The 22,315-nt window shown below is 70.2% G+C and carries 25 protein-coding genes and 1 tRNA gene; 2 read left to right on the top strand and 24 right to left on the bottom strand.

All coding sequences use genetic code 11. From position 1 onward, the window contains the following. Window positions 1-72 precede the first annotated feature (72 nt). The 8 genes from AB0472_RS23080 to AB0472_RS23115 all read right to left on the bottom strand — a co-directional run bounded on the left by AB0472_RS23080 (window position 73) and on the right by AB0472_RS23115 (window position 11,631). Window positions 73-1,875 (bottom strand): trypsin-like serine protease, encoded by a 1,803-nt coding sequence (locus AB0472_RS23080; RefSeq protein WP_366358461.1) that lies wholly within the window; start codon window positions 1,873-1,875, stop codon window positions 73-75. A gap of 287 nt (window positions 1,876-2,162) precedes the next feature. Continuing rightward, the gene (rho, locus tag AB0472_RS23085) at window positions 2,163-4,214 is read right to left on the bottom strand and encodes a transcription termination factor Rho (RefSeq protein ID WP_366358463.1); all 2,052 of its coding nucleotides are present in this window, start codon (window positions 4,212-4,214) and stop codon (window positions 2,163-2,165) included. A 407-nt stretch (window positions 4,215-4,621) separates the two neighbouring features. Beyond that, a complete protein-coding gene (thrB, locus tag AB0472_RS23090; RefSeq protein ID WP_366358465.1) occupies window positions 4,622-5,551 on the bottom strand; it encodes a homoserine kinase in 930 nt (309 codons plus the stop codon). Window positions 5,552-5,839: 288 nt separating this feature from the next. Further along, on the bottom strand, window positions 5,840-6,898 hold the full coding sequence (thrC, locus tag AB0472_RS23095) for a threonine synthase (RefSeq protein WP_366358467.1): 1,059 nt from the start codon (window positions 6,896-6,898) through the stop codon (window positions 5,840-5,842). Between the two features lie 6 nt (window positions 6,899-6,904). Further along, complete coding sequence (locus tag AB0472_RS23100; RefSeq protein ID WP_366358469.1) at window positions 6,905-8,197, bottom strand: homoserine dehydrogenase; 1,293 nt, start codon at window positions 8,195-8,197, stop codon at window positions 6,905-6,907. A 158-nt stretch (window positions 8,198-8,355) separates the two neighbouring features. Further along, window positions 8,356-9,747 (bottom strand): diaminopimelate decarboxylase, encoded by a 1,392-nt coding sequence (gene lysA / locus AB0472_RS23105; protein WP_366358471.1) that lies wholly within the window; start codon window positions 9,745-9,747, stop codon window positions 8,356-8,358. A gap of 16 nt (window positions 9,748-9,763) precedes the next feature. After that, window positions 9,764-10,741 carry an ArgS-related anticodon-binding protein NrtL gene (nrtL, locus tag AB0472_RS23110; RefSeq protein WP_366358473.1) on the bottom strand — a complete coding sequence of 326 codons (978 nt, stop codon included), beginning with the start codon at window positions 10,739-10,741 and terminating at the stop codon, window positions 9,764-9,766. Between the two features lie 443 nt (window positions 10,742-11,184). Further along, window positions 11,185-11,631, bottom strand: a complete 447-nt coding sequence (locus tag AB0472_RS23115) for a response regulator (protein WP_366358475.1) — start codon at window positions 11,629-11,631, stop codon at window positions 11,185-11,187. A 152-nt stretch (window positions 11,632-11,783) separates the two neighbouring features. Between AB0472_RS23115 and AB0472_RS23120 the strand changes: the two genes are divergently transcribed. Beyond that, window positions 11,784-11,855, top strand: a tRNA-Arg gene (locus AB0472_RS23120). 175 nt (window positions 11,856-12,030) lie between these two features. Here AB0472_RS23120 and AB0472_RS23125 read toward each other — a convergent pair. The 15 genes from AB0472_RS23125 to AB0472_RS23195 all read right to left on the bottom strand — a co-directional run bounded on the left by AB0472_RS23125 (window position 12,031) and on the right by AB0472_RS23195 (window position 20,417). Beyond that, window positions 12,031-12,414 carry a DUF6083 domain-containing protein gene (locus tag AB0472_RS23125; protein ID WP_366358476.1) on the bottom strand — a complete coding sequence of 128 codons (384 nt, stop codon included), beginning with the start codon at window positions 12,412-12,414 and terminating at the stop codon, window positions 12,031-12,033. Window positions 12,415-12,616: 202 nt separating this feature from the next. Next, window positions 12,617-13,990, bottom strand: coding sequence for a tyrosine-type recombinase/integrase (locus AB0472_RS23130; protein WP_366358477.1), 1,374 nt, complete (start codon window positions 13,988-13,990; stop codon window positions 12,617-12,619). Next, window positions 13,987-14,157 (bottom strand): helix-turn-helix domain-containing protein, encoded by a 171-nt coding sequence (locus tag AB0472_RS23135; RefSeq protein ID WP_366358679.1) that lies wholly within the window; start codon window positions 14,155-14,157, stop codon window positions 13,987-13,989. Before AB0472_RS23135 ends, AB0472_RS23130 begins: the two co-directional genes overlap by 4 nt. Before the next feature lie 16 nt (window positions 14,158-14,173). Then, complete coding sequence (gene repSA, locus AB0472_RS23140) at window positions 14,174-15,586, bottom strand: replication initiator protein RepSA (RefSeq protein ID WP_366358478.1); 1,413 nt, start codon at window positions 15,584-15,586, stop codon at window positions 14,174-14,176. Further along, the gene (locus AB0472_RS23145; protein WP_366358480.1) at window positions 15,583-16,278 is read right to left on the bottom strand and encodes a DNA methylase; all 696 of its coding nucleotides are present in this window, start codon (window positions 16,276-16,278) and stop codon (window positions 15,583-15,585) included. The genes repSA and AB0472_RS23145 overlap by 4 nt, the downstream gene beginning before the upstream one ends. After that, entirely contained in the window at window positions 16,275-16,514 is a 240-nt protein-coding gene (locus AB0472_RS23150; RefSeq protein ID WP_366358482.1) for a hypothetical protein, read from the bottom strand. Before AB0472_RS23150 ends, AB0472_RS23145 begins: the two co-directional genes overlap by 4 nt. Next, window positions 16,507-16,749: a hypothetical protein gene (locus tag AB0472_RS23155; RefSeq protein ID WP_366358484.1), complete on the bottom strand. Its 243-nt coding sequence runs from the start codon at window positions 16,747-16,749 to the stop codon at window positions 16,507-16,509. Before AB0472_RS23155 ends, AB0472_RS23150 begins: the two co-directional genes overlap by 8 nt. Window positions 16,750-16,754: 5 nt before the next feature. Further along, entirely contained in the window at window positions 16,755-16,937 is a 183-nt protein-coding gene (locus tag AB0472_RS23160) for a hypothetical protein (protein ID WP_366358486.1), read from the bottom strand. Window positions 16,938-17,027: 90 nt separating this feature from the next. Further along, complete coding sequence (locus AB0472_RS23165) at window positions 17,028-17,345, bottom strand: SpdD protein (protein WP_366358487.1); 318 nt, start codon at window positions 17,343-17,345, stop codon at window positions 17,028-17,030. Window positions 17,346-17,365: 20 nt separating this feature from the next. Next, complete coding sequence (locus AB0472_RS23170) at window positions 17,366-17,548, bottom strand: mobile element transfer protein (protein WP_351957803.1); 183 nt, start codon at window positions 17,546-17,548, stop codon at window positions 17,366-17,368. A 19-nt stretch (window positions 17,549-17,567) separates the two neighbouring features. Next, window positions 17,568-18,218, bottom strand: coding sequence for a DUF2637 domain-containing protein (locus AB0472_RS23175; RefSeq protein WP_366358490.1), 651 nt, complete (start codon window positions 18,216-18,218; stop codon window positions 17,568-17,570). A gap of 39 nt (window positions 18,219-18,257) precedes the next feature. Beyond that, window positions 18,258-18,431 carry a hypothetical protein gene (locus tag AB0472_RS23180; RefSeq protein WP_366358492.1) on the bottom strand — a complete coding sequence of 58 codons (174 nt, stop codon included), beginning with the start codon at window positions 18,429-18,431 and terminating at the stop codon, window positions 18,258-18,260. A 1-nt stretch (window position 18,432) separates the two neighbouring features. Further along, window positions 18,433-18,654, bottom strand: coding sequence for a hypothetical protein (locus AB0472_RS23185; protein WP_366358494.1), 222 nt, complete (start codon window positions 18,652-18,654; stop codon window positions 18,433-18,435). Window positions 18,655-18,735: 81 nt separating this feature from the next. Further along, window positions 18,736-20,082, bottom strand: a complete 1,347-nt coding sequence (locus AB0472_RS23190; RefSeq protein ID WP_366358496.1) for an FtsK/SpoIIIE domain-containing protein — start codon at window positions 20,080-20,082, stop codon at window positions 18,736-18,738. Between the two features lie 2 nt (window positions 20,083-20,084). Then, complete coding sequence (locus AB0472_RS23195; RefSeq protein ID WP_366358498.1) at window positions 20,085-20,417, bottom strand: hypothetical protein; 333 nt, start codon at window positions 20,415-20,417, stop codon at window positions 20,085-20,087. 222 nt (window positions 20,418-20,639) lie between these two features. Between AB0472_RS23195 and AB0472_RS23200 the strand changes: the two genes are divergently transcribed. Further along, window positions 20,640-21,398, top strand: coding sequence for a GntR family transcriptional regulator (locus AB0472_RS23200; RefSeq protein WP_366358500.1), 759 nt, complete (start codon window positions 20,640-20,642; stop codon window positions 21,396-21,398). Here the strand turns inward: AB0472_RS23200 and AB0472_RS23205 are convergent, their stop codons facing one another. Then, on the bottom strand, window positions 21,399-22,016 hold the full coding sequence (locus tag AB0472_RS23205; RefSeq protein WP_366358502.1) for a nuclease-related domain-containing protein: 618 nt from the start codon (window positions 22,014-22,016) through the stop codon (window positions 21,399-21,401). It abuts the gene before it with no gap. Between the last annotated feature and the right edge of the window lie 299 nt (window positions 22,017-22,315).

Genomic DNA, 22,315 nt, shown 5'->3' on the forward strand with positions numbered 1-22,315 from the left:
CTGGGGCGATGGGCACACTGCGTGACCGGCAGTCATCGGGCAAGCGGGGCGAACCCTCGCTCACCTGCCATGTCAGCCGAAGATGTCGTACTGCTGGAAACCGGTACCGAGCGACTTCCTTGTGCCGAAGATCTCACTGGTCGCCTTGCCGGTGCCCGGGTACAGGTACAGCGTGCCGCCGGTCGTCCGGGCCACGAGGTCGGCCTTGCCGTCGCCGGTCAGGTCGCCGACCGCGGCGAGGGTGTTGTAGCCGGTCCAGCCGGAGCGGACCTTCACCCGGGCCGAGAAGAGGCCGGTGCCGGACTTGCCGGTGCCCTTGTACAGGTACAGGTCGCCGCCGCTGCTCCTGCGCACCAGCAGGTCGGCCTTGCCGTCACCGTTGAAGTCGCCGACGCCGCGCAGCTGGTTGTACTGGTTCCAGCCGCCGCCGACCCTGACGCGGGCGGCGAAGGTGCCGTTGCCCTTGCCCGGGTACAGCCACAGCACGCCACTGGAGTCCTCGCAGAGCACGTCGGGCAGGTAGTCGCCGGTGAGGTCCCCGGGGATGACGACGGCCTTGCGGGTCTTCCAGCCGGAGAAGATCTTCTTCGTGGCCCAGGAGCCGCTGGTCTGGGCGCTGTTCAGCACGAAGTGGTCCCAGTAGACGTCACCCGTGGAGGACACCCGGTAGACGAGGTCCTGGAAGCCGTCCCGGTCGAGGTCGGCCTGGAGGATGACGTTGACGCCGCTCCAGTCGCCCCAGGACTGGCGGGCGGCGAACGAGGTGCCCTTGGAGTCCAGCTCGTAGCCGACCTTGTTCGACGACTTGCGGGCGAACAGGTCGGCCTTGCCGTCGGTGTAGCTCAGGTTCGAGTCGGCGATCTGCGCGTGGACGGCACCGACGTAGGTGCTGACCTTCGTGAAGACGCTGTAGGAACCCCGCACGACGCACTCGACGCCGTTCTCCGTGACGCCCCAGGAGACCACGCCGACGACCCGGCCGCCGACGACCAGCGGGCCGCCGGAGTCGCCGTTGCAGGTGGCGGTGGTGCCGGTGTCGGTACCGGTGGCGGGCTTGCCGGCGCAGACCATGTGGCCCTTGGCGAACAGGCCGCCGAAGTAGGCCGAGCAGGTGCTGTCGGACCGCATCGGCAGCATGGCCGTCTTCAGGGTCTCGGAGATGTCGTCCGAGGTGGAGCTGGTGCGGCCCCAACCGAAGACCTTGGCGTTGGTGCCGGCCTTGTAGGAGGTCGTGTCGGCGCTGGTCGTCGGCCTGATCGGGGTGGCCTTGACCGGGGTGGCCAGGGTCAGCACCGCGACGTCGTTGTTGATGGTCGACGGGCTGTACGACGGGTTGTTCCACTGGCGCAGGACGCCGCTGACCTTGCCCCCGTGCAGGTCGACGTCGGTGCCGTCGCTGTTGCTGGTGGGCAGCGAGGCGGTGCCGGTGACGACGACGCCGTAGGCCTTCCAGTTGTAGGCCTTGCCGTGCTCGTCCTTGACGCAGTGCGCTGCGGTGAGGATCTTCGTCGGCGAGACGACCGAGCCGCCGCAGAAGAAGGAGACGTCGTCGGTGGTGTCCTGGTACCAGAGCTGGGCCATCCAGGGCGCCTTGGCGATGGTGGTCGCACCACCACCGATGATCTTCGGCGAGACGGTGGAGCCGCTGGAATCCGTCTTGGTCGTCGTCTTCGTCGTCTTCGTCGTCTTCGTCGCCTTCGTCGTCCCGCTGTTGGCGGCGACGGCGCCGGCGAGGCGCTCGTCCAGCGTGGCCTGCGACGGCGCGGCGACCGTCGGCCCGGCCGTGGGCGTCGGCCGGATGGCCGCGCTGGCAGAGGTCGAGATCAGTGCGGCCGCGACGGCGGCGGCGACTCCGGCCGCCGCGACGGGCACCACGAACCGTGTCAGACGTCTGTGACGACCGCTCCCGGACGTGGGTGTACCCACCTAAGTCCCCCCTCGGGATCAGGAGTTCGCGAATCGGTCAACTGACCGAGGGGCGCGATCGTACACCGGGGAGGAAAACGCGAGGAGCCGCGCCCTGCCGTTGCAGGGAGCGGCTCCTGAACGCGCCCCGAAGGGGCGCTGGGGGTACCCCCCCCGGCCGAAGGCTGGGGGAGGAACTGCGCGACCAGCCACGACGAACCCGCAGCCGACGACTGGTCCGCAGCCCCCTTTGTCGGCTAGTCCCCGTTGCCGGGGGTGGGCGTCGTCTTCTGGATCTGCATCAGGAACTCGACGTTCGACTTCGTCTGCTTCATCTTGTCGAGCAGCAGCTCGATCGCCTGCTGCTGGTCCAGCGCGTGCAGCACGCGCCGCAGCTTCCAGACGACCGCCAGCTCCTCGTTGCCGAGCAGGATCTCTTCCTTACGGGTGCCGGACGCGTCGACGTCCACCGCGGGGAAGATGCGCTTGTCGGCGAGCTTCCGGTCGAGCTTGAGCTCCATGTTGCCGGTGCCCTTGAACTCCTCGAAGATCACCTCGTCCATGCGGGACCCGGTGTCCACCAGGGCGGTGGCGAGGATGGTCAGCGAGCCGCCGTCCTCGATGTTGCGGGCCGCACCGAAGAAGCGCTTCGGCGGGTACAGGGCGGTCGAGTCGACACCACCGGACAGGATGCGGCCGGAGGCCGGCGCGGCGAGGTTGTACGCACGGCCCAGACGCGTGATCGAGTCGAGCAGCACGACGACGTCGTGGCCCAGCTCCACCAGGCGCTTGGCGCGCTCGATGGCGAGTTCGGCGACCGTGGTGTGGTCCTCGGCCGGGCGGTCGAAGGTCGAGGAGATGACCTCGCCCTTGACCGACCGCTGCATGTCGGTGACCTCCTCCGGACGCTCGTCGACGAGGACGACCATCAGGTGGCACTCGGGGTTGTTGTGCGTGATCGCGTTGGCGATCGCCTGCATGATCATGGTCTTGCCGGTCTTCGGCGGGGCCACGATCAGACCGCGCTGGCCCTTGCCGATCGGCGACACGAGGTCGATGATCCGGGTGGTCAGCACGCCCGGGTCGGTCTCCAGGCGGAGCCGGTCCTGCGGGTAGAGCGGGGTCAGCTTGTTGAACTCCGGGCGGCCGCGGCCGTGTTCGGGCGCCATGCCGTTGACGGAGTCGAGGCGGACCAGCGCGTTGAACTTCTCGCGGCGCTCGCCCTCCTTGGGCTGGCGGACCGCGCCGGTGATGTGGTCGCCCTTGCGCAGGCCGTTCTTGCGGACCTGGGCGAGGGAGACGTACACGTCGTTCGGGCCGGGCAGGTAGCCGGAGGTCCGGATGAACGCGTAGTTGTCGAGGATGTCGAGGATGCCCGCGACGGGGATCAGGACGTCGTCGTCGGCCAGCTGCGGCTCGGCGCCGCCGATCTCGTCACGGCCACGGCGGCCACGGCGGTCCCGGTAACGGCCGCGACGGCCACGGCGTCCGCCGTCGAAGTCGTCGTCGTCCTGCGGGCCGACGTTGCGGTCCTGACGGCCGCCGCCCTGCTGCTGCGGCTGCGGCTGACGGTCCTGCCGGTCCTGCCGGTCCTGCTGACGGTCCTGGCGGCCACCCTGGCCACCGCCCTGCTGCTCGTCGCCCTTGCCACGGCGGTCGCGGTCCCGGCCGCGGTCCCTGCGGTCGCGGCGGCCGCGGCCCTCGTCACCGGCGTCGGCGCGGGCGTCGCCCTGCTGCTGGGACTGCGCGGGCGTCTCGGCCTTCGGCTCGGTCCGCGCCTCGGCGGCGATGGTCTCGGCGCCGGTGGCGGTGGGGCTGCCGGCCTCGGCGGTGGCCCGGCGACGGCGGCGCTCGGCCGGGGCGTCGTCCCCGTCGCGCTCGGCCTCGCCCGCGCGCCCGGCCGGCTGGCCGGGGATCTCGATCTGCTGCTGGGCCACGGCCTTCTTCTCGGCGGGGGCCTCGACGGCCTGCTCCGCCTTCTTCTCGCCGGCCTCGTCACCCGTGCGGGCCTTCGAGGTGGCCCGGCGCTTCGGCTTGGTCTCGGCGGCGGCCTCGGCCTTGGCAGGGGCTCCGCCCCCGGCCTGCGCCTCCTTGATGACCTCGATCAGCTGGCTCTTGCGCATCCGCGCGGTGCCCCTGATGCCGAGGCCGGATGCGACCTGCTGAAGCTCGGCCAGCACCATGCCCTCGAGGCCGGTACCGCGGCGCCGCCGGGAGCCGGCACCGGAGGCAGGCGCGGAGGCGTCCGTGGCGGGCGCGGCAGCGGTCTCCTCGACACGTGCGCCCATCAGATCGGTGGTGTCGCTCACGAAGGGTCCTTCCCTGGAGCGGACGTCGGCCTGTCTGGCTCGGCGACCGGTTGTGCTGTCCGGCTTTCGGTCCTTGCTTGTGTGGACCGTGCCGGGGCGGTTGTCCGCCAGTGCGGCGGAAGAGATATCTGGTGACGGCGCTTCCGACGAGCCGTGGCACCCGGTGTCACGTGGCGTGGTAGCACCTGTTCCGGAGCGTGCCCAGCGGCCCTCTCAGTGCCCGGGTACGGCGTACTGCCCAGGTACGTCATACAGAACGCTGAATGGCTTGGGAGACTCCCGGAAGAATGTCTGTCCCGGACGGGGACACGAAGCACCTCGCCATGGTGGGGTCGGGTGCAGACTTGAGGTTAACACTACCGGATCCAACAAACATTCCCCCTCTCCAAATCCGGCAATCGTGCGCGTCAGATGTCGCCGGCGGGCGCGAGCGGCAGCACGCTCGCTCCCTGAAGGTCCAGGTCCAGCCGGTTGGCGGCCCAGCCGGCACCGGCCAGGGCCTGCACCTTTTCGGCGCTGCCGGCGTCGGCGAGCGCCATCACGGTGGGTCCGGCGCCGGAGATCACGGCCGGAACGCCGTCGGCGCGCAGCCGCTCCACCAGGGCGGCGCTCTCCGGCATGGCGGGGGCGCGGTACTCCTGGTGCAGGCGGTCCTCGGTGGCGGGCAGCAGCAGCTCGGGGCGCCGGGTGAGGGCCTCGACGAGCAGGGCGGCGCGGCCCGCGTTGGCGGCGGCGTCGACGTGCGGCACGGTGCGCGGGAGCAGTCCGCGCGCGGTCTCCGTCAGGACCGGCTTTCCGGGCACGAAAACCACCGGAACGATGGAATGGTTGGGCTCCATCCTGATCGCCCGCGCGGCGCCGGACTCCATCCAGGAGAGCGTGAATCCGCCGAGCAGGCAGGCCGCGACGTTGTCGGGGTGGCCCTCGATCTCGGTCGCGAGCTCAAGGAGCGCCGCGTCGTCGAGGCGGGCCTCGCCGCCTATGGTCACGGCACGCGCGGCGACGATGCCGGCGCAGATGGCGGCCGAGGAGGAGCCGAGGCCGCGGCCGTGCGGGATGCGGTTGGCGCACACGATCTCCAGGCCGCGGGGCTGTCCGCCCAGCAGGTCGAAGGCGGTGCGCAGGGAACGTACGAGAAGGTGGCTCTCGTCGCGCGGCAGCGTCTCGCTGCCCTCCCCCGCGATGTCGATGTGCAGCCCGGAGTCGGCCACCCGGACGACGACGTCGTCGTAGAGCCCCAGCGCGAGGCCCAGGGCGTCGAAGCCCGGACCGAGGTTGGCGCTGGTGGCGGGGGTGCGCACCCGGACGGCGGCGGCGCGGAACGCTGGACCGGCCATCGCTCGATGACTCTCCTTGAGCTGCGTGATGGTCGAATGACATTCGATAGGTACGTGGGGGACCCTCGGGCCGTGGAGACGGCGCGGCACCGCGCCATATGCGGAGGCATATGCAGCGGGCGGGTTCGGTACAGCCTATCGAAGGAAGGTTCTGTGGCGACATAGGGCGCACAGGAGGCGCACGATGCGTGTCGTAAGCCCCCTGTGCCCCCTCCGTAGGGAGTTCCCGGTCGGGGACGCCCTACGGGGACGCCGGAGTCCCCGGTCGGGGACGCCCTCGGTGACCGCCTAGGCGAGACCCAGCCGCTCGGCCGCGGCGGCCGCGTCGACCGGCACGGTGACCGGCTGCGGGGCGCCGGCGACGGCCCAGTCGGGGTCCTTCAGGCCGTTGCCGGTGACCGTGCAGACGATCCGCTGGCCGGGGTCGACCTTGCCCTGCTCCGCGGCCTTCAGCAGACCGGCGACGGACGCGGCGGAGGCGGGCTCCACGAAGACGCCCTCCTGGGCGGCCAACAGCCGGTAGGCGCGCAGGATCTCACGGTCCGTCACCTCGTCGATGAGGCCCTCGGACTCGTCCCGGGCCGCGAGCGCGAACTGCCAGGAGGCGGGGTTGCCGATGCGGATCGCGGTGGCGATGGTCGAGGGGTCCTTGACGATCTCGCCGCGCACGATCGGGGCGCTTCCGGAAGCCTGGAAACCCCACATGCGGGGCGTCCGGGTGGAGATGCCGTCGGCGGCGTACTCCTTGTACCCCTTCCAGTACGCGGTGATGTTGCCCGCGTTGCCGACCGGCAGGACGTGGATGTCCGGCGCGTCGCCGAGCATGTCGACGATCTCGAAGGCGGCCGTCTTCTGCCCCTCGATGCGCACCGGGTTGACCGAATTGACCAGCGCCACCGGGTAGTTCTCGCTCAGCTTGCGGGCGAGGGTGAGGCAGTCGTCGAAGTTGCCGTCGACCTGGAGGATCTTCGCGCCGTGCACGAGGGCCTGGCCCATCTTGCCGAGCGCGATCTTGCCCTGCGGGACGAGCACGGCGGAGACCATGCCCGCGCGCACGGCGTACGCGGCGGCGGAGGCGGAGGTGTTCCCGGTGGAGGCGCAGATCACTGCCTGCGCGCCCTCCTCCTTGGCCTTGCTGATGGCCATGGTCATCCCGCGGTCCTTGAAGGACCCGGTCGGGTTCGCGCCCTCCACCTTCAGGTGGACCTCGCAGCCCGTGCGCTCGGAGAGCACCTGCGCGGGCACGAGGGGCGTGCCGCCCTCACGGAGCGTCACGACCGGCGTGGTGTCGGAGACGGGCAGCCGGTCCCGGTACTCCTCGATGATTCCGCGCCACTGGTGGGTCATTGCTGGTTACTCTCCTTCAACCCGCATGATGCTGGCGACACCCCGCACGGTGTCGAGCTTGCGCAGCGCCTCGACGGTCCCGGAGAGGGAGGCGTCGGAGGCCCGGTGGGTGACGACGACGAGGGAGGCCTCGCCGTCCTTGCCGGTCTGCCGAACCGTATCGATGGAAACCCCGTGCTCGGCGAAGACGGTGGCGACCTGGGCGAGGACACCCGGTTTGTCGGCGACGTCGAGGCTGATGTGGTAGCGCGTGACGACATCGCCCATGGGTGACACGGGCAGACCGGCGTACGCCGACTCGCCGGGCCCCGTTGCCCCGCTGAGCCGGTTGCGGCAGACGGCGACGAGGTCGCCGAGGACCGCGGAGGCGGTCGGGGCGCCGCCGGCGCCGGGACCGTAGAACATGAGCTGTCCGCTGGCGTCGGACTCCACGAAGACGGCGTTGTACGCGCCGCGCACGGAGGCGAGCGGGTGGGTCAGCGGGATCATGGCGGGGTGCACGCGGGCCGTCACCGAACCGCCGTCCCCGGCGCGCTCGCAGATGGCGAGCAGCTTGATGGTGCAGCCCATGTTCTTGGCGGAGGCGAAGTCGGCGGCGGTGACCTCGGTCATGCCCTCGCGGTAGACGTCGTCGAGCCGGACGCGCGAGTGGAAGGCGATGCCGGCGAGGATGGCGGCCTTGGCGGCGGCGTCGAAGCCCTCGACGTCGGCGGTCGGGTCGGCCTCCGCGTAGCCCAGCGCGGTGGCCTCGTCGAGGGCCTCCTGGTAGCCCGCCCCCGTGGAGTCCATCTTGTCGAGGATGAAGTTGGTGGTCCCGTTGACGATGCCGAGCACCCGGTTGACCTTGTCGCCGGCCAGGGACTCGCGCAGCGGCCGGATCAGCGGGATGGCACCGGCGACGGCGGCCTCGTAGTAGAGGTCCTTGCCGTGCTGCTCGGCGGCCGCGTGCAGGGCGGCGCCGTCCTGGGCGAGCAGGGCCTTGTTGGCCGACACGACCGACGCGCCGTGCTCGAAGGCGCTGGTGATGAGGGTGCGGGCGGGTTCGATCCCGCCGATGACCTCCACCACGACGTCGATGTCGCCGCGTTTGACGAGCGCGGTGGCGTCGGTGGTGACCAGCTCCGGGTCGATGCCCTCACGGACCTTGGAGGGCCGCCGTACGGCGACACCGGCCAGTTCGACCGGGGCGCCGATCCGCTGGGCGAGGTCGTCGGCGTGCGTCGTCATGATGCGTGCCACCTCTGAGCCGACGACCCCACAGCCCAGCAGCGCCACCTTCAGCGGACGCGTACGCATCATCCGACCTCGTTTCCTCATACCGTCTACGGTTGGACCAGTCTCACTTACCGGACGGAAGTTTCTACCCTTCGTCCGGATCGTGAGACATCTATTTCACTGTGCGGTGATGGCAGACAGGAGATCTTCCTCCTGCGCCCTCCCCCTGCGTCGTCCGGCTGTCATCCGACGTCGAGCCGGAGCAGGTCCTCCTCCGTCTCCCGCCGGACGATCACCCGGGCCGCGCCGTCCCGCACCGCGACGACCGGCGGCCGGAGCACGTGGTTGTAGTTGCTGGCCATGGAACGGCAGTAGGCGCCGGTGGCCGGTACGGCGATCAGGTCACCGGGTGCCAGGTCGCCCGGCAGGAAGGCGTCCTTCACCACGATGTCCCCGCTCTCGCAGTGCTTGCCGACGACGCGGGCCAGCATCGGCTCGGCGTCGCTGGTCCGGGACACCAGGGCGACGCTGTACTCGGCGTCGTAGAGCGCGGTGCGGATGTTGTCGGACATGCCGCCGTCGACGGAGACGTAGGTGCGGAGGTTGTCGAGCGGCTTGATGGTGCCGACCTCGTAGAGGGTGAAGGCGGTGGGGCCGACGATGGCCCGCCCCGGCTCCACGGAGATCCGGGGCGTCCGCAGCCTCGCGGCCTCGCACTCCCGCGTCACGATCTCGGTGAGCGCCTTGGCGATCTCGTGCGGCTCGCGCGGGTCGTCGTCACTCGTGTACGCGATCCCGAGCCCGCCCCCGAGGTCGATCTCGGGCAGCTCGACCCCGTGCTCGTCCCGGATGTCCCTGAGCAGCCCGACCACGCGGTGCGCGGCGACCTCGAACCCCGACACGTCGAAGATCTGCGACCCGATGTGCGAGTGGATCCCGATGACCTCGAGGCCGTCGAGCTGCAGCGCCCGCCGCACGGCCTCCGCGGCCTGCCCCCCGGCCAGCGGAATCCCGAACTTCTGGTCCTCGTGAGCGGTGGCGATGAACTCGTGCGTGTGTGCTTCCACACCCACGGTGATACGAATCTGCACGCGCTGCCGGATGCCGAGTTCCCGCGCGATGTGGGCGACCCGCACGATCTCCTGGAAGGAGTCGAGGACGATCCGCCCGACACCGGCCTCGACGGCCCTGCGGATCTCCGCCTCGGACTTGTTGTTGCCGTGGAAGGCGATCCGGTCGGCGGGCATCCCCGCGGACAGCGCGGTGGCCAGCTCACCGCCGGAGCACACGTCCAGGTTGAGCCCCTCCTCGTGCAGCCAGCGCACGACGGCCCGCGACAGGAACGCCTTCCCGGCGTAGAACACGTCGGCGTCCGGCCCGAAGGCGGTGCGCCAGGCGCGCGCCCGGGCCCGGAAGTCCTCCTCGTCGAGGACGTAGGCGGGGGTGCCGAACTCCTCGGCGAGGGTCTTCACGTCGACACCGCCGACGGCGACGACCCCGTCGGCGTTCCGGTCGACGGTCTGGGCCCACACCTTGGGGTCGAGGGCGTTGAGATCGGTGGGCGGGGCGGCGTAGTGCCCCTCGGGCAGGACGTCGGCGTGCCGGGGCCCGGCGGGGTGCGCGGAACGGCTCATTGCTCTTCGGGCTCTCTCAGAGGTGATCGGGTGCGTCGATGCCGAGCAGGGACAGGCCGCCGGCCAGCACCGTCCCGGCGGCTTCGGCGAGGGCGAGCCGGGCACGGTGGGCGGCCGAGGGTTTCTCGTCGCCGCGGGGCAGCACGGTCGGCAGGAACGGCAGCGCGGCGTCGGCGAGGGTGACGAGGTGCCGGGCGAGCCGGTCGGGGGCGCGACGGATTGCCGCGCCGCTGAGGATGCGGGGGTAGTCGGCGAGGGCGGTGACGAGACCGCCCGGGGCGTCGGGAACGTCGCCGGGCACGGCACCGAACCCGAGCCGCCCCGCTCCCCGCCCGACGGCCCGCACCCGGGCGTGCGCGTACCGCACCCGGAACAGCGGGTTACTCTCCCGCTGCACCAGATGGTCGGCGGTGATCCGGGGCCGGTCGTGGGCGGCGGGATGCAGCAGCGCCCACTGGGCGGCGTCGGGCCCGAGCGGCGCCGGGTCCTCCGGCGCCGGCACCGGCCGCAGACTCACCGGCTCCCCGTGCTCGATCTCACCCCGCCCGCCCTGCGTCGCGACGATCCTGACCACGGCGTCGGCGACGACCTCGGCGCGGACGTCGTACGGCACCCGCAGCGCGACCACCTGTCCGGCGAGGGCGTCCCCGTGGCCGTAGCCGGCCCCGAGGCGGCAGATCTCCCCGACCAGGGTGGCGGCCGGCGAGGCGCCGGAGCTGAGCGAGATGTTGAGGAAGCCGGGCCCGGTGACGACGACGTCCTCGACGCCGGTCGCGTCCGCGAGGTGGGGCACCAGGATCTCGGCGACCCGCGCCGGCGGCTGCCCGGCGGCCCCGGCGAGCTGCAGCGCGACGTTGGTCGCGTAGTCCCCGCACCCGCCGGGCCCGGGCGCCGTCACCACGACCCGCTCCGGCACGGCCACACGCAGCTCCCCCGCATCCACGGCACGGCGCACGGCACGCTGCACGGTACGGGAGAGCTCGACGGGAGTCACGGGACAAGCGTAGGGGAGGAAGGGGGTGGGTATGCGAGCCGGTTTGGCCAGGCTTCCGGCATGTGGACGGGGCGGTGGGGGCAGCGGGGGTGGGGGGTGACCGGGCGGGGGCGGGGTCGGGGGCGGCAACCGGCGGCGGGAGCGAGGGCGCCAGCCGGCGGCGGGAGCGAGGGCGGCAGCCGGCGGCGGGAGCGGGGGCGGTCGACGGGGCGGCCGAGGTCGCCGGGGGACGCCGGGGACGGGGACGCAGCCGACAAAGGGGGACGGCGGCGGCACAGCCGACAGCGCGGGGCAGCGGGGAGGCGGCGCAGTCGGCAGCCGGGACGGCCGGGGTCACCGGAGACGGCGGCGCAGCCGGCAGCAGAGATCGGAGAGCGAGGATCGGGAATCGGGAATCGGGAATCGGAGATGAGGATCAGGGATCGGGAATCGGAGATGGGGAATCAGGGGTAGGCGGGGTTGCCCCCGGCCCGCTCCCCCGAGCACCGGACCTCGTCCCCCTCGCCCCGGCCCAGCCGCCGCCCGATCAGTTCCCGCACCACCTGGACGAGTTCCGCGGGTTCGAAGGGCTTGGCAAGGAACGCGTCGACGCCGACGTCGAGACCGGTCTCGACCTCGTGCTGCGTGCAGGCGCTGACGATGGCGAGCGGAAGATCGTGGGTCCGCGGATCCGCACGCAGCAGGGCGGCGGTCCGCAGCCCGTCGAGCCGGGGCATGACGACATCAAGGGTGATCACGTCGGGACGCACCCGATGAACGACATCCAGACACTCGGCACCGTCGGCCGCGGTCACGACCTCGATACCCTCCAGTTCGAGATTGACCCTGATCAGCTGCCGGATGACCTTGTTGTCGTCCACAACAAGCACCCGGCCCGACGCCCCTGGCACAACTCGAGAGTAGGTCCGGACCGGCCACCGCGTCCGGGTTTTCCCGACTTCCGCACCCGCGGACGAGCCCCCTCGCGAAACCCGTTCCTGATCACCCCGACCGAGCTGGTAGTGTTCTACCCGTCGCCGCGAGCAACAGCTCAAGGCCAGACGCCCCCGTAGCTCAGGGGATAGAGCAACGGCCTCCGGAGCCGTGTGCGCAGGTTCGAATCCTGCCGGGGGCACCCCTTATGAGGTGCCCAAAGACCCCGTCACCAGCGGAAACGCTGAGGCCGGGGTCTTCTTGCATGTGCAGGCGTATGCGGCCCTGAGCGGCCCTATGACGGCCTCTGTGGACTATTTGTGGACAGGATCTTGGAGCATCGCCACAGGTCAGCCCACCGATTCAGCCGAAGCCCATTATCCGGCGTCCGGCCACTCCTCGGGAGCATGGGGCGGCTCCGGCTCGTTCAACCGCTCAGCCTGCCGGGCGTTCTCCCCTCGCAGGCTCGTCAACCACGGCCAGAGGTCCGGGAGTGTCTGCTCAGGACAGGCGAGACGATGCTCGATGCGGCACCGCTGGAAAGGCTCGGCAGGACAGACGCCGTACACCGCCACTCGCCCGTCGGACGTCTCGATCCACCGGTACTCCGCCGGCACCAGGTGGGCGAGCGGAGTCATGTCGGGCTCCAACAGCACCCAGTCGTGTTCGATCGTCGCCACTCGTTCCTGTGGCAGACCGCAGTACGGGCACATCAGCCGTGACTCACCCAGCCTGCGCGTCGACTTCTTGGAAGCCCCCATATAGCGAGGGTCGGCACTCTGTCCGGCCGCGCGTAGAGGGCGAATCGGACGGGACTCCTGGGGCGCCCGAGCAGCAGCGAGGGGGAAAGTGGCGCGAAAGGTGCATCCAGCAACCGGCGGCTTAGAAAGTGCGGCCAGTACACGACGAAGCCCCCAACCCGTGAGGGCTGAGGGCTGAGGGCTGTTCGCGGAGCGACCTATTTTACTCGTACTCGCTTAGGAGATCTTCAATCTTCCGGTTGGCGATCTCCTGTCGCCCGTCGATGCACTTCGCGTAGCGGCCGAGCAGGACTTCAACGCTGTTTCCTGCCCGCTGGGCCACCTCGGTGGGGTCAACGCCGGAGTTGAGCCAGGTCGATAAGGCTGAGTGCCGGAGGTCGTACGGCCGAGCAGCGAGTGGTGATTCGACCGCGGCCGGCGAAAAGGCCAGCGTCCGAGCCTCCTGCCAAACGCGGTAGTACGTCGACGACCCGACCACTCCCCCACGCTCGTTCGTGAACAACCGTCCGTCCTCAGCAGTGCCGAAGACGTCGAGGTGGTGCTTGAGAATGGTGACGAGCTGAGGCGGGATCGGAACGAGCCGGACCTCCTCTGCGGGGCGATTCTTGAGACCCCGGTCGTCATGAGTCTCACCTGAGTCCGTCCACTGCTTTCCGGCACTGGGCCGCGTCCGGTTCAAGAGCGCCGTACCCCACCCGCGTTCGGGCAGCTTCAGGTCCGCCTCGCTGAGCGCCACCGCCTCAGCCGGCCGGAAGGCTCCGTAGTACATGCAGGCGAACAGGCCGACGAGTCGACGACCGCGGGCCCGGTCGTACCCGCCGACGTACGACACGGCCGTCAGCAGAGCACGTGCCTGCTCGGGGTTGGCAACCACGCGCGGGTCGACCTCTCCGGCAACCTTCGGCTTCTTCCACCGGATCCGGGCCACCGGGTTCTCTTTGAACTCCCCGAGGTCCACCGCGTAGTGCAAAGCATTGACCAGGGTTCGTCGCTTACGCCGGACGGTCTCCGCGGCTGCCGCGGTGCCGTCGAGCTTCAGCCTCAGCGAGTCCAGGACCGTCCTTGCCAGGGCGGCATCACCGAGGTCTGCCAGAGGTCGCGAAGCTTTCGAGACCCAGCTCAGAGTGTTCGCGACGTCATCGGGCAACTCGCGCTCATCGGGCCCGGGAAGGACAAACGCCCAGTTGCGGAGCGTCTTCCTGATCAGCTCTTCAGGCGGCTGGCCAGGTCGGTCGGCCAAAAGAGCCATGGTCACCGCCGTCAGCGACTCGTTGATCCCACTGCGCGTGTTGGGAGCAGCGTGGGGCCACTTCATCGCGAGGTACCTCAGAGCAAAGGCGTACCAGCTCATCGAAGCTGCCTTTTCGACCATCGAGTCAGGCAACCCGCTGGCGGTGTCGAACCCCTCGCCCCCATGCGCGGCCTGGAGCAGTTTGGATCGGTAGTGATCCGCCAGCCCTTTGGTCCGAAACTGTTCCGAGAACACGTTCCCCGCGACGACCCACCGAACGTCATAGGACGACTTCTTCGTGTTCCGCTTACGAACGCCCCACACCTTTATGTCCAGAGACTTCACGCTGCTGCCTCCAGCTGCCGCAACCACGTGGTGAAGTCGCTCCGCCAGACCCTGAGCTCCCCGTTGGGCAGCTTGAACGCAGCTGGCCCATGTCCCAGCTCACGCCAGCGGTAGAACGTCCGTCGAGACACTCCGCCAAGCTCGCTAAGGATCTGTGGAACGGTCATCAACTCATCTTTCACGTCAGGCTCCTTCCAGAGAGGCGAGCTCCTCGCGGGCGGTGTCGCGGCTGAGTTGGATGTCACGACGGATGTTGTCGGCGAGCCAGGATTCGCCGGGGGTGTGGCCGTGACCGGCGTAGGCCCAGTGGGCGAGGGTGAGCGTGGTCGCCTCGGTCTCGTCGTCCGGGTTGGGCAGGCCGAGGGAGCGGCGTTGCTGCTGTGCGCGGTAGTCGGCGCGGACCTGGCGCAGGGCACCGAGGGTGGTCGAGTAGCGGCGTGACTTCGTGGAGAAGTGGCCCCGGAAGCCGAGCATGTGAGCCCAGTCCCGCAGCTTGCGATCGGGGTAGAGCGCGTGCAGGTCGAGGCAGGCTTCAATCAGCCGGCGCGGGTGGTCCGGGACGCCGAGCAGGGCGAGTGCTTCCTTGTTGCCGATGCGACGGTCCACGGTGCCGGTGGTCTCGGCCGCCTTGGTCGCGTACTTGGCGACATAGGAGGCCACCGCAGCCTCGGTGATGTCCTCTCCCTCACCGAAGGCGCGGATCGGGCGTACGTCGACCTGGGTGCCCCACGTCAGGGTGCGGGCGGGTTGGGTCAACGCCGGCTGGTCGGGGTCTGGCTGGTACCTAGCCGGGGCCACGTCGACCTGTGCGCGGCCGGCGGCGGCATGGATCGCGTCGGTAAGGAGGTCGAGGGTTGCCCAGGCCGGCGGTGGGGAGTCGGGTCCTTCGGGCCCGTCGAAGCGGATCACAGCGTGGAAGTGCACGGCTCCGCGCTTTTGGTATTCGGCGACCTTGCCGAAGGCCACCCGCGACTGAGCGTGCGCCTCCTTCTGGGTGAGGCCGGCGCGGCGGGCGATCTCGCGGCGCAGGTAGATCGTGAAGTACCGCCACAGGTCGGATGCGTGGTTATTCCACAGCACGGCGCCTGCGTAGTCGTAGCTGTCGGGGTCGAGGGGGGTGCCGAGTTCGGGCGCGTCCTCGCCGTGCCGTAGACCGCAGCGGCAGGGCCGGTTGCCGGGCCGGTTGTGGACCGGGCCGAACGAGGGCGCGGTGAGGGTGGCGAAGACGCGGGGGTGGTCGCGGATGGTCTCGGGGGTGCCCTTGGCAGGGTCGCCGACGAGGCCGGCGCGGATGAGGTGGTAGGTGTCGCCGGCGTAGGTCCAGGCGCAGGCGGGGCAGCGGGACGCGCGACGGTTGCCGCACGCGATCCGCAGCCGGCCGCCAGGCTCGTTGTCGGTGTCGTAGCGGTGCAGGATCTGACCCGTCGTGCGGTCGCGGGTGACGGTGGAGCCTTGCAGGTGGATCGGGTCGGAGCAGCCGCCGGTACGCCGGATCTGGTCCTGGATGCGGTCGAAGCCAGCGGACCCGGCCAGCCTCAGCACGTCGGTGAGGGTGGCCGGGTCCTCCAGGCCCGCCAGGGTGGCGGTGTCGGTCATGCGAACACCTCCTGGCGTGCGGTCAGGAAGGCGTGGCCGATCCACCGGGTGTAGGCGGGCGGGATCGCTTCGGTGAGTTCCTCGTGGACGTCGGTCCACGTGATTCCCATCGCGGCCTGCATCTCCGCCACGGTGGCCTTGCCGCCGCCCTCCCCGTACGCGGCCACATAGGGGCCGTCGCGGTAGACGCCGTGGCGCCAGCCGCGCACGTAGCCCCGGTGCTTGGGGTGAGCCGGTCGGACGACGCCCCAGCCGCCGAGTTCGAAGTTGCGGTGGCGCAGCACGCCGAGTCCGAACATTTCCCCGCATAGGGTTAGGTCCTTGCGGATCTCCGCTTTGCCGTTGGGCTGCTCGATCACGTATGGCAGCCCGGAGGCGTCGAGGAGTTCGCGGGTGGGTGTCACGAGGTCTTCGTGTGCGCCGCCCCAGCCCTGGGAGGCGTTGGTGCCCACGGTGAGGGCGGCTTTGGCCTGGCAGGGCGGGGAGGCGTGCACGAGGGTGTAGCGCTCGATCTCGCCGGTGGTGATCAGGCGGGCGAGGTATTCGAGGGCGTCACCGCGGTGGTAGGGGAAGGGATAGTTCGGGCGGTCGGCGATGTCGCAGCCGTCGACCGCGAATCCGGCGTCCGCGTAGCCCTTTCCGGCACCGCCAGCGCAGGAGAACAGGTCCAGGACCCGACGCACGGTGTTCATCGGCGACCGCCTCGGTGGGCGGGGCCGTGGTTGTCGGTCCAGTCCTGGACCAGGGCGCGGACGCGGGAGGCGCCGCGGGCGGTGTCGGAGTCGCCGCAGGTTCCGCAGGTGTAGGAGCCGGTGGGGGTGGATGCGGTGGTGTTCCACCAGCGGGCGGGGTCGTCGTGCTTGCGGTAGATCGGTTCTGCGGAGACATGCAGGCCGGGTCGGTCCGAGGTCGGGGTGAGGTCAGCCACGGCCGGCCACCTCCCGCGCATCGGAGGTAAGCGCGTCCAGGGCGCCGGCGGCTTCGATCGCGGCAGAGGCGAGGTTACGCAGGGCCTCGGAGGTGCCGGGGACGGCGAGAAGCGCGACCTCGACGTTGTCACCGCCGATGCGGAGGCTGACGAAGGGGTAGGCGCGGTCCGCGAACGGCGTGACGCGGAAATGGGTGTCCGGCTGGATGTGGGCCGAGACGGTGATGTTCTCCATGGCCGTCACCGCCCGATCTGGGCAAGCGCTGGGGCGGGGCTGGTGTGGCCGGTGCCGTTGCAGGCCGGGCAGTCGACACGGAGGGTGGCGCGGGTACCGTCCGGGTTGCGGGTGCCGGTGGCGATGGCGACGCGGGCGAAGCCGTCGCAGTCGCGGCAGGGGCACGGGGCCGGGGTGTTCCGGGGCATGATGGGGCTTCCCTTTCGGGTCCGTTGGATCAGGAAGTGGGTCAGGCGCCGGGGCGGCGGTTCTTTGGCGAGAGAGCCGCCCCGGGGCCGTTAGCGCTGGCTGTTGAGGTCCTTCAGCAGCGACTTGAGGACGACCGCGACCAGCGCGACCGAGACGGCGGTGATGGCGACCGCTAGGAGCATGGAGACCAGGACCGCGCCGACGACCAGGACCACGGCACCGCCGCCGGCGGCGAGAGCGAGCGCGGAGCCGGGCGTGAGCTGAACCGTCGGCCGGGCCGGGGCCGCGGGGGCGACCGGAGCCGGGGCGGGCGCGGCCGGGACGACGGGCGCCGGGACGGAGGGCTGGGGCACGGTGGGTGCCGGAGCCGGTGCGGTATCCGGGGTGGGGTACTTCGGGGTGAACATCGGTGAATCTCCCTTCGAGGTCAGTGGCAGGTGTGGGTGCGGGCGGCGAGTTCGGCGGCCGCACGGTCGAAGTACTCGTTCGAAACGCCGCACTTGGGAGCGGTGCAGGCGGCGATGTGTTTGGTCTGGCCACGGCCGTTGTTGAAGGTGGCGACCTTGACCGGCCCGATGCGGATCACGTCGTAGAAGCGGTTCGGGCGCACGGTGGAACCTCCTTTGCGTTCAGGCGAGTTGCGCGACGATGGCGAGTGCGAGGTCTTCCGGCAGGCCGAGGCGGGCGCGCAGGGTGGCCGCGTCGATCTCGGCCCCGGTGCGGGCGCGGTGGTCGGTGGCGACTTTCCGGGCATGGTCGATCAGGGCCGGGGGCACGCCGGGTGCGGCCTTGGGTAGCGCCGGGACAGGTTCCGCCTCGGGGATTTCCGGGGCCGGTTCGGGTGTCTCGGGGCGGTCGACCGCGACCACCGGACGCGGCTCCGTGGCTGGCTCGGGAGCGGGTGCGGGGTCAGGGGTGTGGTCGGTGTGCTGGTGGGCGAGGAGGGTGCCGCCGAGGAAGGCAATCGCTGGCCAGCCGGCGATGCCGAGGCGGAGCAGGGCGGGCGGGTGTTCCATGTCGAGGAAGCCCGCGGTGGCGATGTTCGCGCCGAGGGATGCGACCAGGGCGACCAGGAACCAGCACCAGGCCAGCCGGGATCGCTGGGCGCGCAGTCGACGCCACGCGGCGACGAGGAGCAGGTCGACGGAGACCGGGTAGGCCCAGGCCTTCCAGCCGGTCTGCCCGGCAGCCTGCGCGAGGTCGTGCAGGTGGGCGAAGGACAACGCCCCCGCAATCACGGCCTGAACCAGTACCGCGTCGGGACGGATCGAGAGCTTCATGTCTTCACCTCCTTCAACGTGTTGGAGCAGGTCAGGGGACTAGTCGGGGGCTTCGCCGGAGCCGAGACAGTTCAGGCAGAACCCGGTCTGCTTGCCGACCGTTCGGCGCTTGCGGCCGACCTGGACCGTGCGGGAGACCTCCCCGCAGCCGTTGCAGACCGGGCATGGCGCGGGCTTCGGCTCCGGGGTCGGCGTGGTCTTCGGCGCGGCCACGTCAGGCGTCCAGGCGGGGGTAGCCGTGACCGGGCGGCGGGTAGGCGCCAGCGTCGGTCAGGGAGAACTCAGCGGCCAGCGCTCCGGCCATCACGGCCGTGAACGCGTCCCGCTCGTCGTGGTACTGCACGTGGTCGACGAAGGCCTTGTACAGGAAGCCCAGCCGGTTGACGTCGTCGGCGATGTCGGCCCGGCGGTGCTCGCGTTCCTGGTCGGGGTTCATGGGTGTTCCCTTCCGGTTTTCGGCATGGCACGGGTAGGGACCTGGCGCGAAGCGGTCGCGCCAGCCGGAGTTATGCGGGGATTACTCGCCCGCCGGCAGGGCTTCCACCAGCGGTGGTTCCGCTGGCATCGGCGGGATCACGGTCCGCTCGATGGGGCGGAACGGGGCCAGGAACGGCAGGTCGGGGGTCAGGTGCGCGTACTGGCGGCAGACCTCGGCGGCTTCGGCCGGGGTGACCTCGGGGGTGCGGATGCGGGACCAGTAGCCGGAGGCGTCACCGGCCACCGCGACCCCGGGACGATCGGCCCGGATCCCGGTCACCGAGACCACCGCGTCGGGGGCGACGTCGCCCAGGCCCATCTCAGCAGTCTGCTTGTCGTTGACCCGATGGACCACGCGGCCGGTGAGCTGGGCGCGCAGGGCGGTTGCACCTCGGCCGAGATCGGAGCCGAAGCGCTGCCCGCAGACCTCCAGGTAGATGCCGATCGCACGGGCCATCTGGCCGAGGCGGACCAGCTGCATGACGGTGTGGTCACGGTCGGCTTCCTCCTTCTTGGAGGTCACCAGGAACAGCTCCGCCACCTCATCGATGAGCACGACCAGCGGCACCGGCCGGACACGGTCCGGGAGTTCCCACAGATCAGAGGCGCCGTAGAGGGCGAGCAGGTCGAAGCGGTCTTCCATCTCCTGCACCAGCGCATCCACCAGGCGGCCGGCGCTCTGCCGGTCAGTGGCCAAGGCCGACAGGCGCGAGGCATAGCGGGACTGCTCCACACCGCGCTTGCAGTCGATCCCGACCAGCCCCACCGGGAGCTGCGCCAGGCCCTTGACGAGGTTGCGCTGGAACATGGACTTGCCGGACTGGTTCGCGCCCAGAGTCAGGGCCATGGGCTGCTGCCGGTAGTTCCGCTCGAAGACCGAGCCGTCCTCCCGCAGCGCAACCGGGACGACCAGGTCACGAGGCTTGGCGGTACGGGGCATCCGGACCCGGCGCAGGACGTCGTAGCCGGTCATGCGCAGCTCGACGTATCCGGGCTTGGTCTCCGCCACGGTCACCGAGTGCACGCCCCAGGCGTGGCGCAGACGCTCGGTCGCGGCGGCTATGTCGGCGGGTTCCAGGCCGGCGGGAAGGCGGAGCGTGACCAGGAAACCGGTCGACGTCCCGCGGACCCGGCGGACCTTCGGCGGCGCGGGCCGTACCTCAGCACGGGCCAGGTTGCGGCGGACGAAGGCGCGAAAGCCGGACGGCTTCACCGTCAGCCCGCACACCTCCATCGTGTCCCGATAGGTCCAGGTGAACCGGCCCCAGGTGACCGGCAGACCCACCAGCGACCAGTACACGCGCGGCGCGCGAACCTTCGCGTAGCCGATCCCGCCGGCACCGGCAGCTAAGCCACCCAGCTCCAGCCAGGGCGTGACGTCGGTCATGGTCAGGCCCCCAGCGGGGTGACCGCGACCGCGCGGAACGAGATCCCGTGCCGCTTCTGGCCGTTGAACTCGTTCTCCCAGTCCCGAGCCTTCAGCCCGGTCACGGCGACCATGTTGCCCGGCGCGAGCCCCTCCGGGAGCCCGGTCTCCGGAACGGTCACCTGGTAGAGGTTGCCCTCACCCTCGTCCGAGACCAGCAGGCCCACCGTGGACAGACCCGCACCGGTCTCCCGGTCCACGGCCCGCTCCCCGGTCTTCTGGTTGACCAGCTTCGGCGCCGGCGCAGTCGCCACGAACACCACAGCGGTCGAAAGGTCGATCTTGAACGACGGCATGTAGCCCATCCTTCGATCACAGAAGCCGCCCGGTGCGACCTCTCTAGACATCTCCATTGAAGCGCCACCTGTATAGAGATGTCAAGGGAATCTGTATAGAGATGTTCGCGGTCGTCGATTCGGGTCACGCGTACAGGACGGCTATGTGCATGCGTGCACGCCCGGCCTGTCGGATGTGCACGCGTGCACTAGGCTGTCTAGAGAAGAAGGGAGGGCTTCCTCATGGCCACCACCGACGACGACCGTCGGCCCAAATACCAGCGGATCGCGGACTCTCTACGTGAGGCGATCGAGTCGGGCGCATACGGTCCCGGTGATCGGCTTCCAGGGGAGAACGACCTGATGGCTGCGCATGGCGTGGCCCGCATGACGGCGCGCCAAGCGTTGACCGTGCTCAAGGACGAAGGTGTCGCCGAGTCCCGCAAGGGTGCCGGCGTGTTCGTCCGCTCCTTCCGGCCGTTGAGGCGCCGAGGCATTCAGCGGCTTGCGCAAGAGCAGTGGGGCAGCGGTCGGTCCGTCTGGTCTGCCGACATCGAGAATCGCACGCTTGTCGTAGATCAGGTGGCGGTCTCGGAGGAGTCCGCAGCGGAGCGGATCGGGCAGGTGCTGGACCTGGGCGATGAGGAGACCGTTTGCGTGCGACGCCGGCGGTTCGTCTTGGACGGGAAGCCCGTTCTTCTCGCAACGAGCTATCTCCCCATGTCGGTGGTCGCCGGGTCGGCGATCACTCAGGAGGACACGGGCCCCGGCGGAACGTACGCCCGCCTTGCCGAACTCGGGTACAAGCCGGTGCACTTCCGCGAAGAGATCCGCTCACGCATGCCCACCAAGGATGAGGCGGCGCAGTTGAGGATCTCCTCGGGCACGCCGGTCATCCTCATTTGCCGGACCGCGTTCGCGGACGAAGGGCGCCCGGTTGAGATCAACGAGATGACCTTGGATGCGGCCTCTTACATCCTGGAGTACGACTTCGACGCGTGATCAGCCGGACCAGGTTCGCGGGTCCCGCGCCACCTCATAGATGCGGGCCACCTGGTCAGGCAGGAGCATCGGAGAGAGGCCGGACAGGGTGCGCCCGAGGTGTCCCACATCCAGGACGAGTACCGGGGAGTTCGCGTTCTTGACTGTCAGCTTCGCCGCATGCACCACGGAGATCACGGGACGTACCGGAACGTCGATGCCGCAACGACGAGACAGGACCCGAGACACGCGGCCGGCTTCGGACTGACTGATCGCGATGTGGCGGGTCGCGGCTCCGTTGACCGTGATGGCGGTGTCGCCGTACCAGACGGTTTTGCCTCGGTGCCGCTTGGAGTTGATGGCGAAGACGCCGGCGGGGCCGATGGTGAGGTGGTCGATGTCTGCGCCACTCGGCCACTGGATTGCATGGAGAGTGAACCAACCGTGGCGTTTGAGCTTGCTCAGCTTCCTTGCGGTGGCAAGCTCTCCGGCGAGCCCGTCCGACCAGCTACGGATCTCCGAGCCAGGAATCCAGCGGTTGATCAACCTAAGCACAGGGTTCGGCTGTAGGTCTTGGATCTTCTTGCGCACCGCGTCGCCCGGCCGATTGCGCGCTAAGTCACCCAGCAGTTGCTGCACCCCGGCTCCTCCTCCGTGGCTCCTCGCTGCCAGATCACCACGGAGGCCTGACCAGTACCTAGACCGGTACCGGCCATGAGCTGTTACAGGTTTCTCTACCTCATCAAGCCGGCTGCGCTCCGCTCCGCCGGGCGCGCTCCCGGCTCCGCTCCGGGCGCCGCTCCTGCCTTCGGCCCGCTCCGCCCGCGCTGCGCCGAGGCGCGCCCACGTGCGAGCGCGACCGGTTGCCATGCGTCGATCACCACATAGCGGGGCTCACGGTCAGGACCATGCCTCCGGCGGGGGATCGGCCGGCACCG

The sequence above is a fragment of the Streptomyces sp. NPDC086777 genome (assembly GCF_040702065.1).
Lineage (GTDB): Bacteria > Actinomycetota > Actinomycetes > Streptomycetales > Streptomycetaceae > Streptomyces.

Excerpts from the sequence above, each read along its gene's own strand:
- thrB (WP_366358465.1), bottom strand. The coding sequence starts at position 5,551 with ATGGCCGGTCCAGCGTTCCGCGCCGCCGCCGTCCGGGTGCGCACCCCC.
- thrC (WP_366358467.1), bottom strand. The coding sequence starts at position 6,898 with ATGACCCACCAGTGGCGCGGAATCATCGAGGAGTACCGGGACCGGCTG.
- AB0472_RS23100 (WP_366358469.1), bottom strand. The coding sequence starts at position 8,197 with ATGATGCGTACGCGTCCGCTGAAGGTGGCGCTGCTGGGCTGTGGGGTC.
- lysA (WP_366358471.1), bottom strand. The coding sequence starts at position 9,747 with ATGAGCCGTTCCGCGCACCCCGCCGGGCCCCGGCACGCCGACGTCCTG.
- AB0472_RS23125 (WP_366358476.1), bottom strand. The coding sequence starts at position 12,414 with ATGGGGGCTTCCAAGAAGTCGACGCGCAGGCTGGGTGAGTCACGGCTG.
- AB0472_RS23135 (WP_366358679.1), bottom strand. The coding sequence starts at position 14,157 with ATGACCGTTCCACAGATCCTTAGCGAGCTTGGCGGAGTGTCTCGACGG.
- repSA (WP_366358478.1), bottom strand. The coding sequence starts at position 15,586 with ATGACCGACACCGCCACCCTGGCGGGCCTGGAGGACCCGGCCACCCTC.
- AB0472_RS23145 (WP_366358480.1), bottom strand. The coding sequence starts at position 16,278 with ATGAACACCGTGCGTCGGGTCCTGGACCTGTTCTCCTGCGCTGGCGGT.
- AB0472_RS23155 (WP_366358484.1), bottom strand. The coding sequence starts at position 16,749 with ATGGAGAACATCACCGTCTCGGCCCACATCCAGCCGGACACCCATTTC.
- AB0472_RS23160 (WP_366358486.1), bottom strand. The coding sequence starts at position 16,937 with ATGCCCCGGAACACCCCGGCCCCGTGCCCCTGCCGCGACTGCGACGGC.
- AB0472_RS23165 (WP_366358487.1), bottom strand. The coding sequence starts at position 17,345 with ATGTTCACCCCGAAGTACCCCACCCCGGATACCGCACCGGCTCCGGCA.
- AB0472_RS23175 (WP_366358490.1), bottom strand. The coding sequence starts at position 18,218 with ATGAAGCTCTCGATCCGTCCCGACGCGGTACTGGTTCAGGCCGTGATT.
- AB0472_RS23185 (WP_366358494.1), bottom strand. The coding sequence starts at position 18,654 with ATGAACCCCGACCAGGAACGCGAGCACCGCCGGGCCGACATCGCCGAC.
- AB0472_RS23190 (WP_366358496.1), bottom strand. The coding sequence starts at position 20,082 with ATGACCGACGTCACGCCCTGGCTGGAGCTGGGTGGCTTAGCTGCCGGT.
- AB0472_RS23195 (WP_366358498.1), bottom strand. The coding sequence starts at position 20,417 with ATGCCGTCGTTCAAGATCGACCTTTCGACCGCTGTGGTGTTCGTGGCG.
- AB0472_RS23200 (WP_366358500.1), top strand. The coding sequence starts at position 20,640 with ATGGCCACCACCGACGACGACCGTCGGCCCAAATACCAGCGGATCGCG.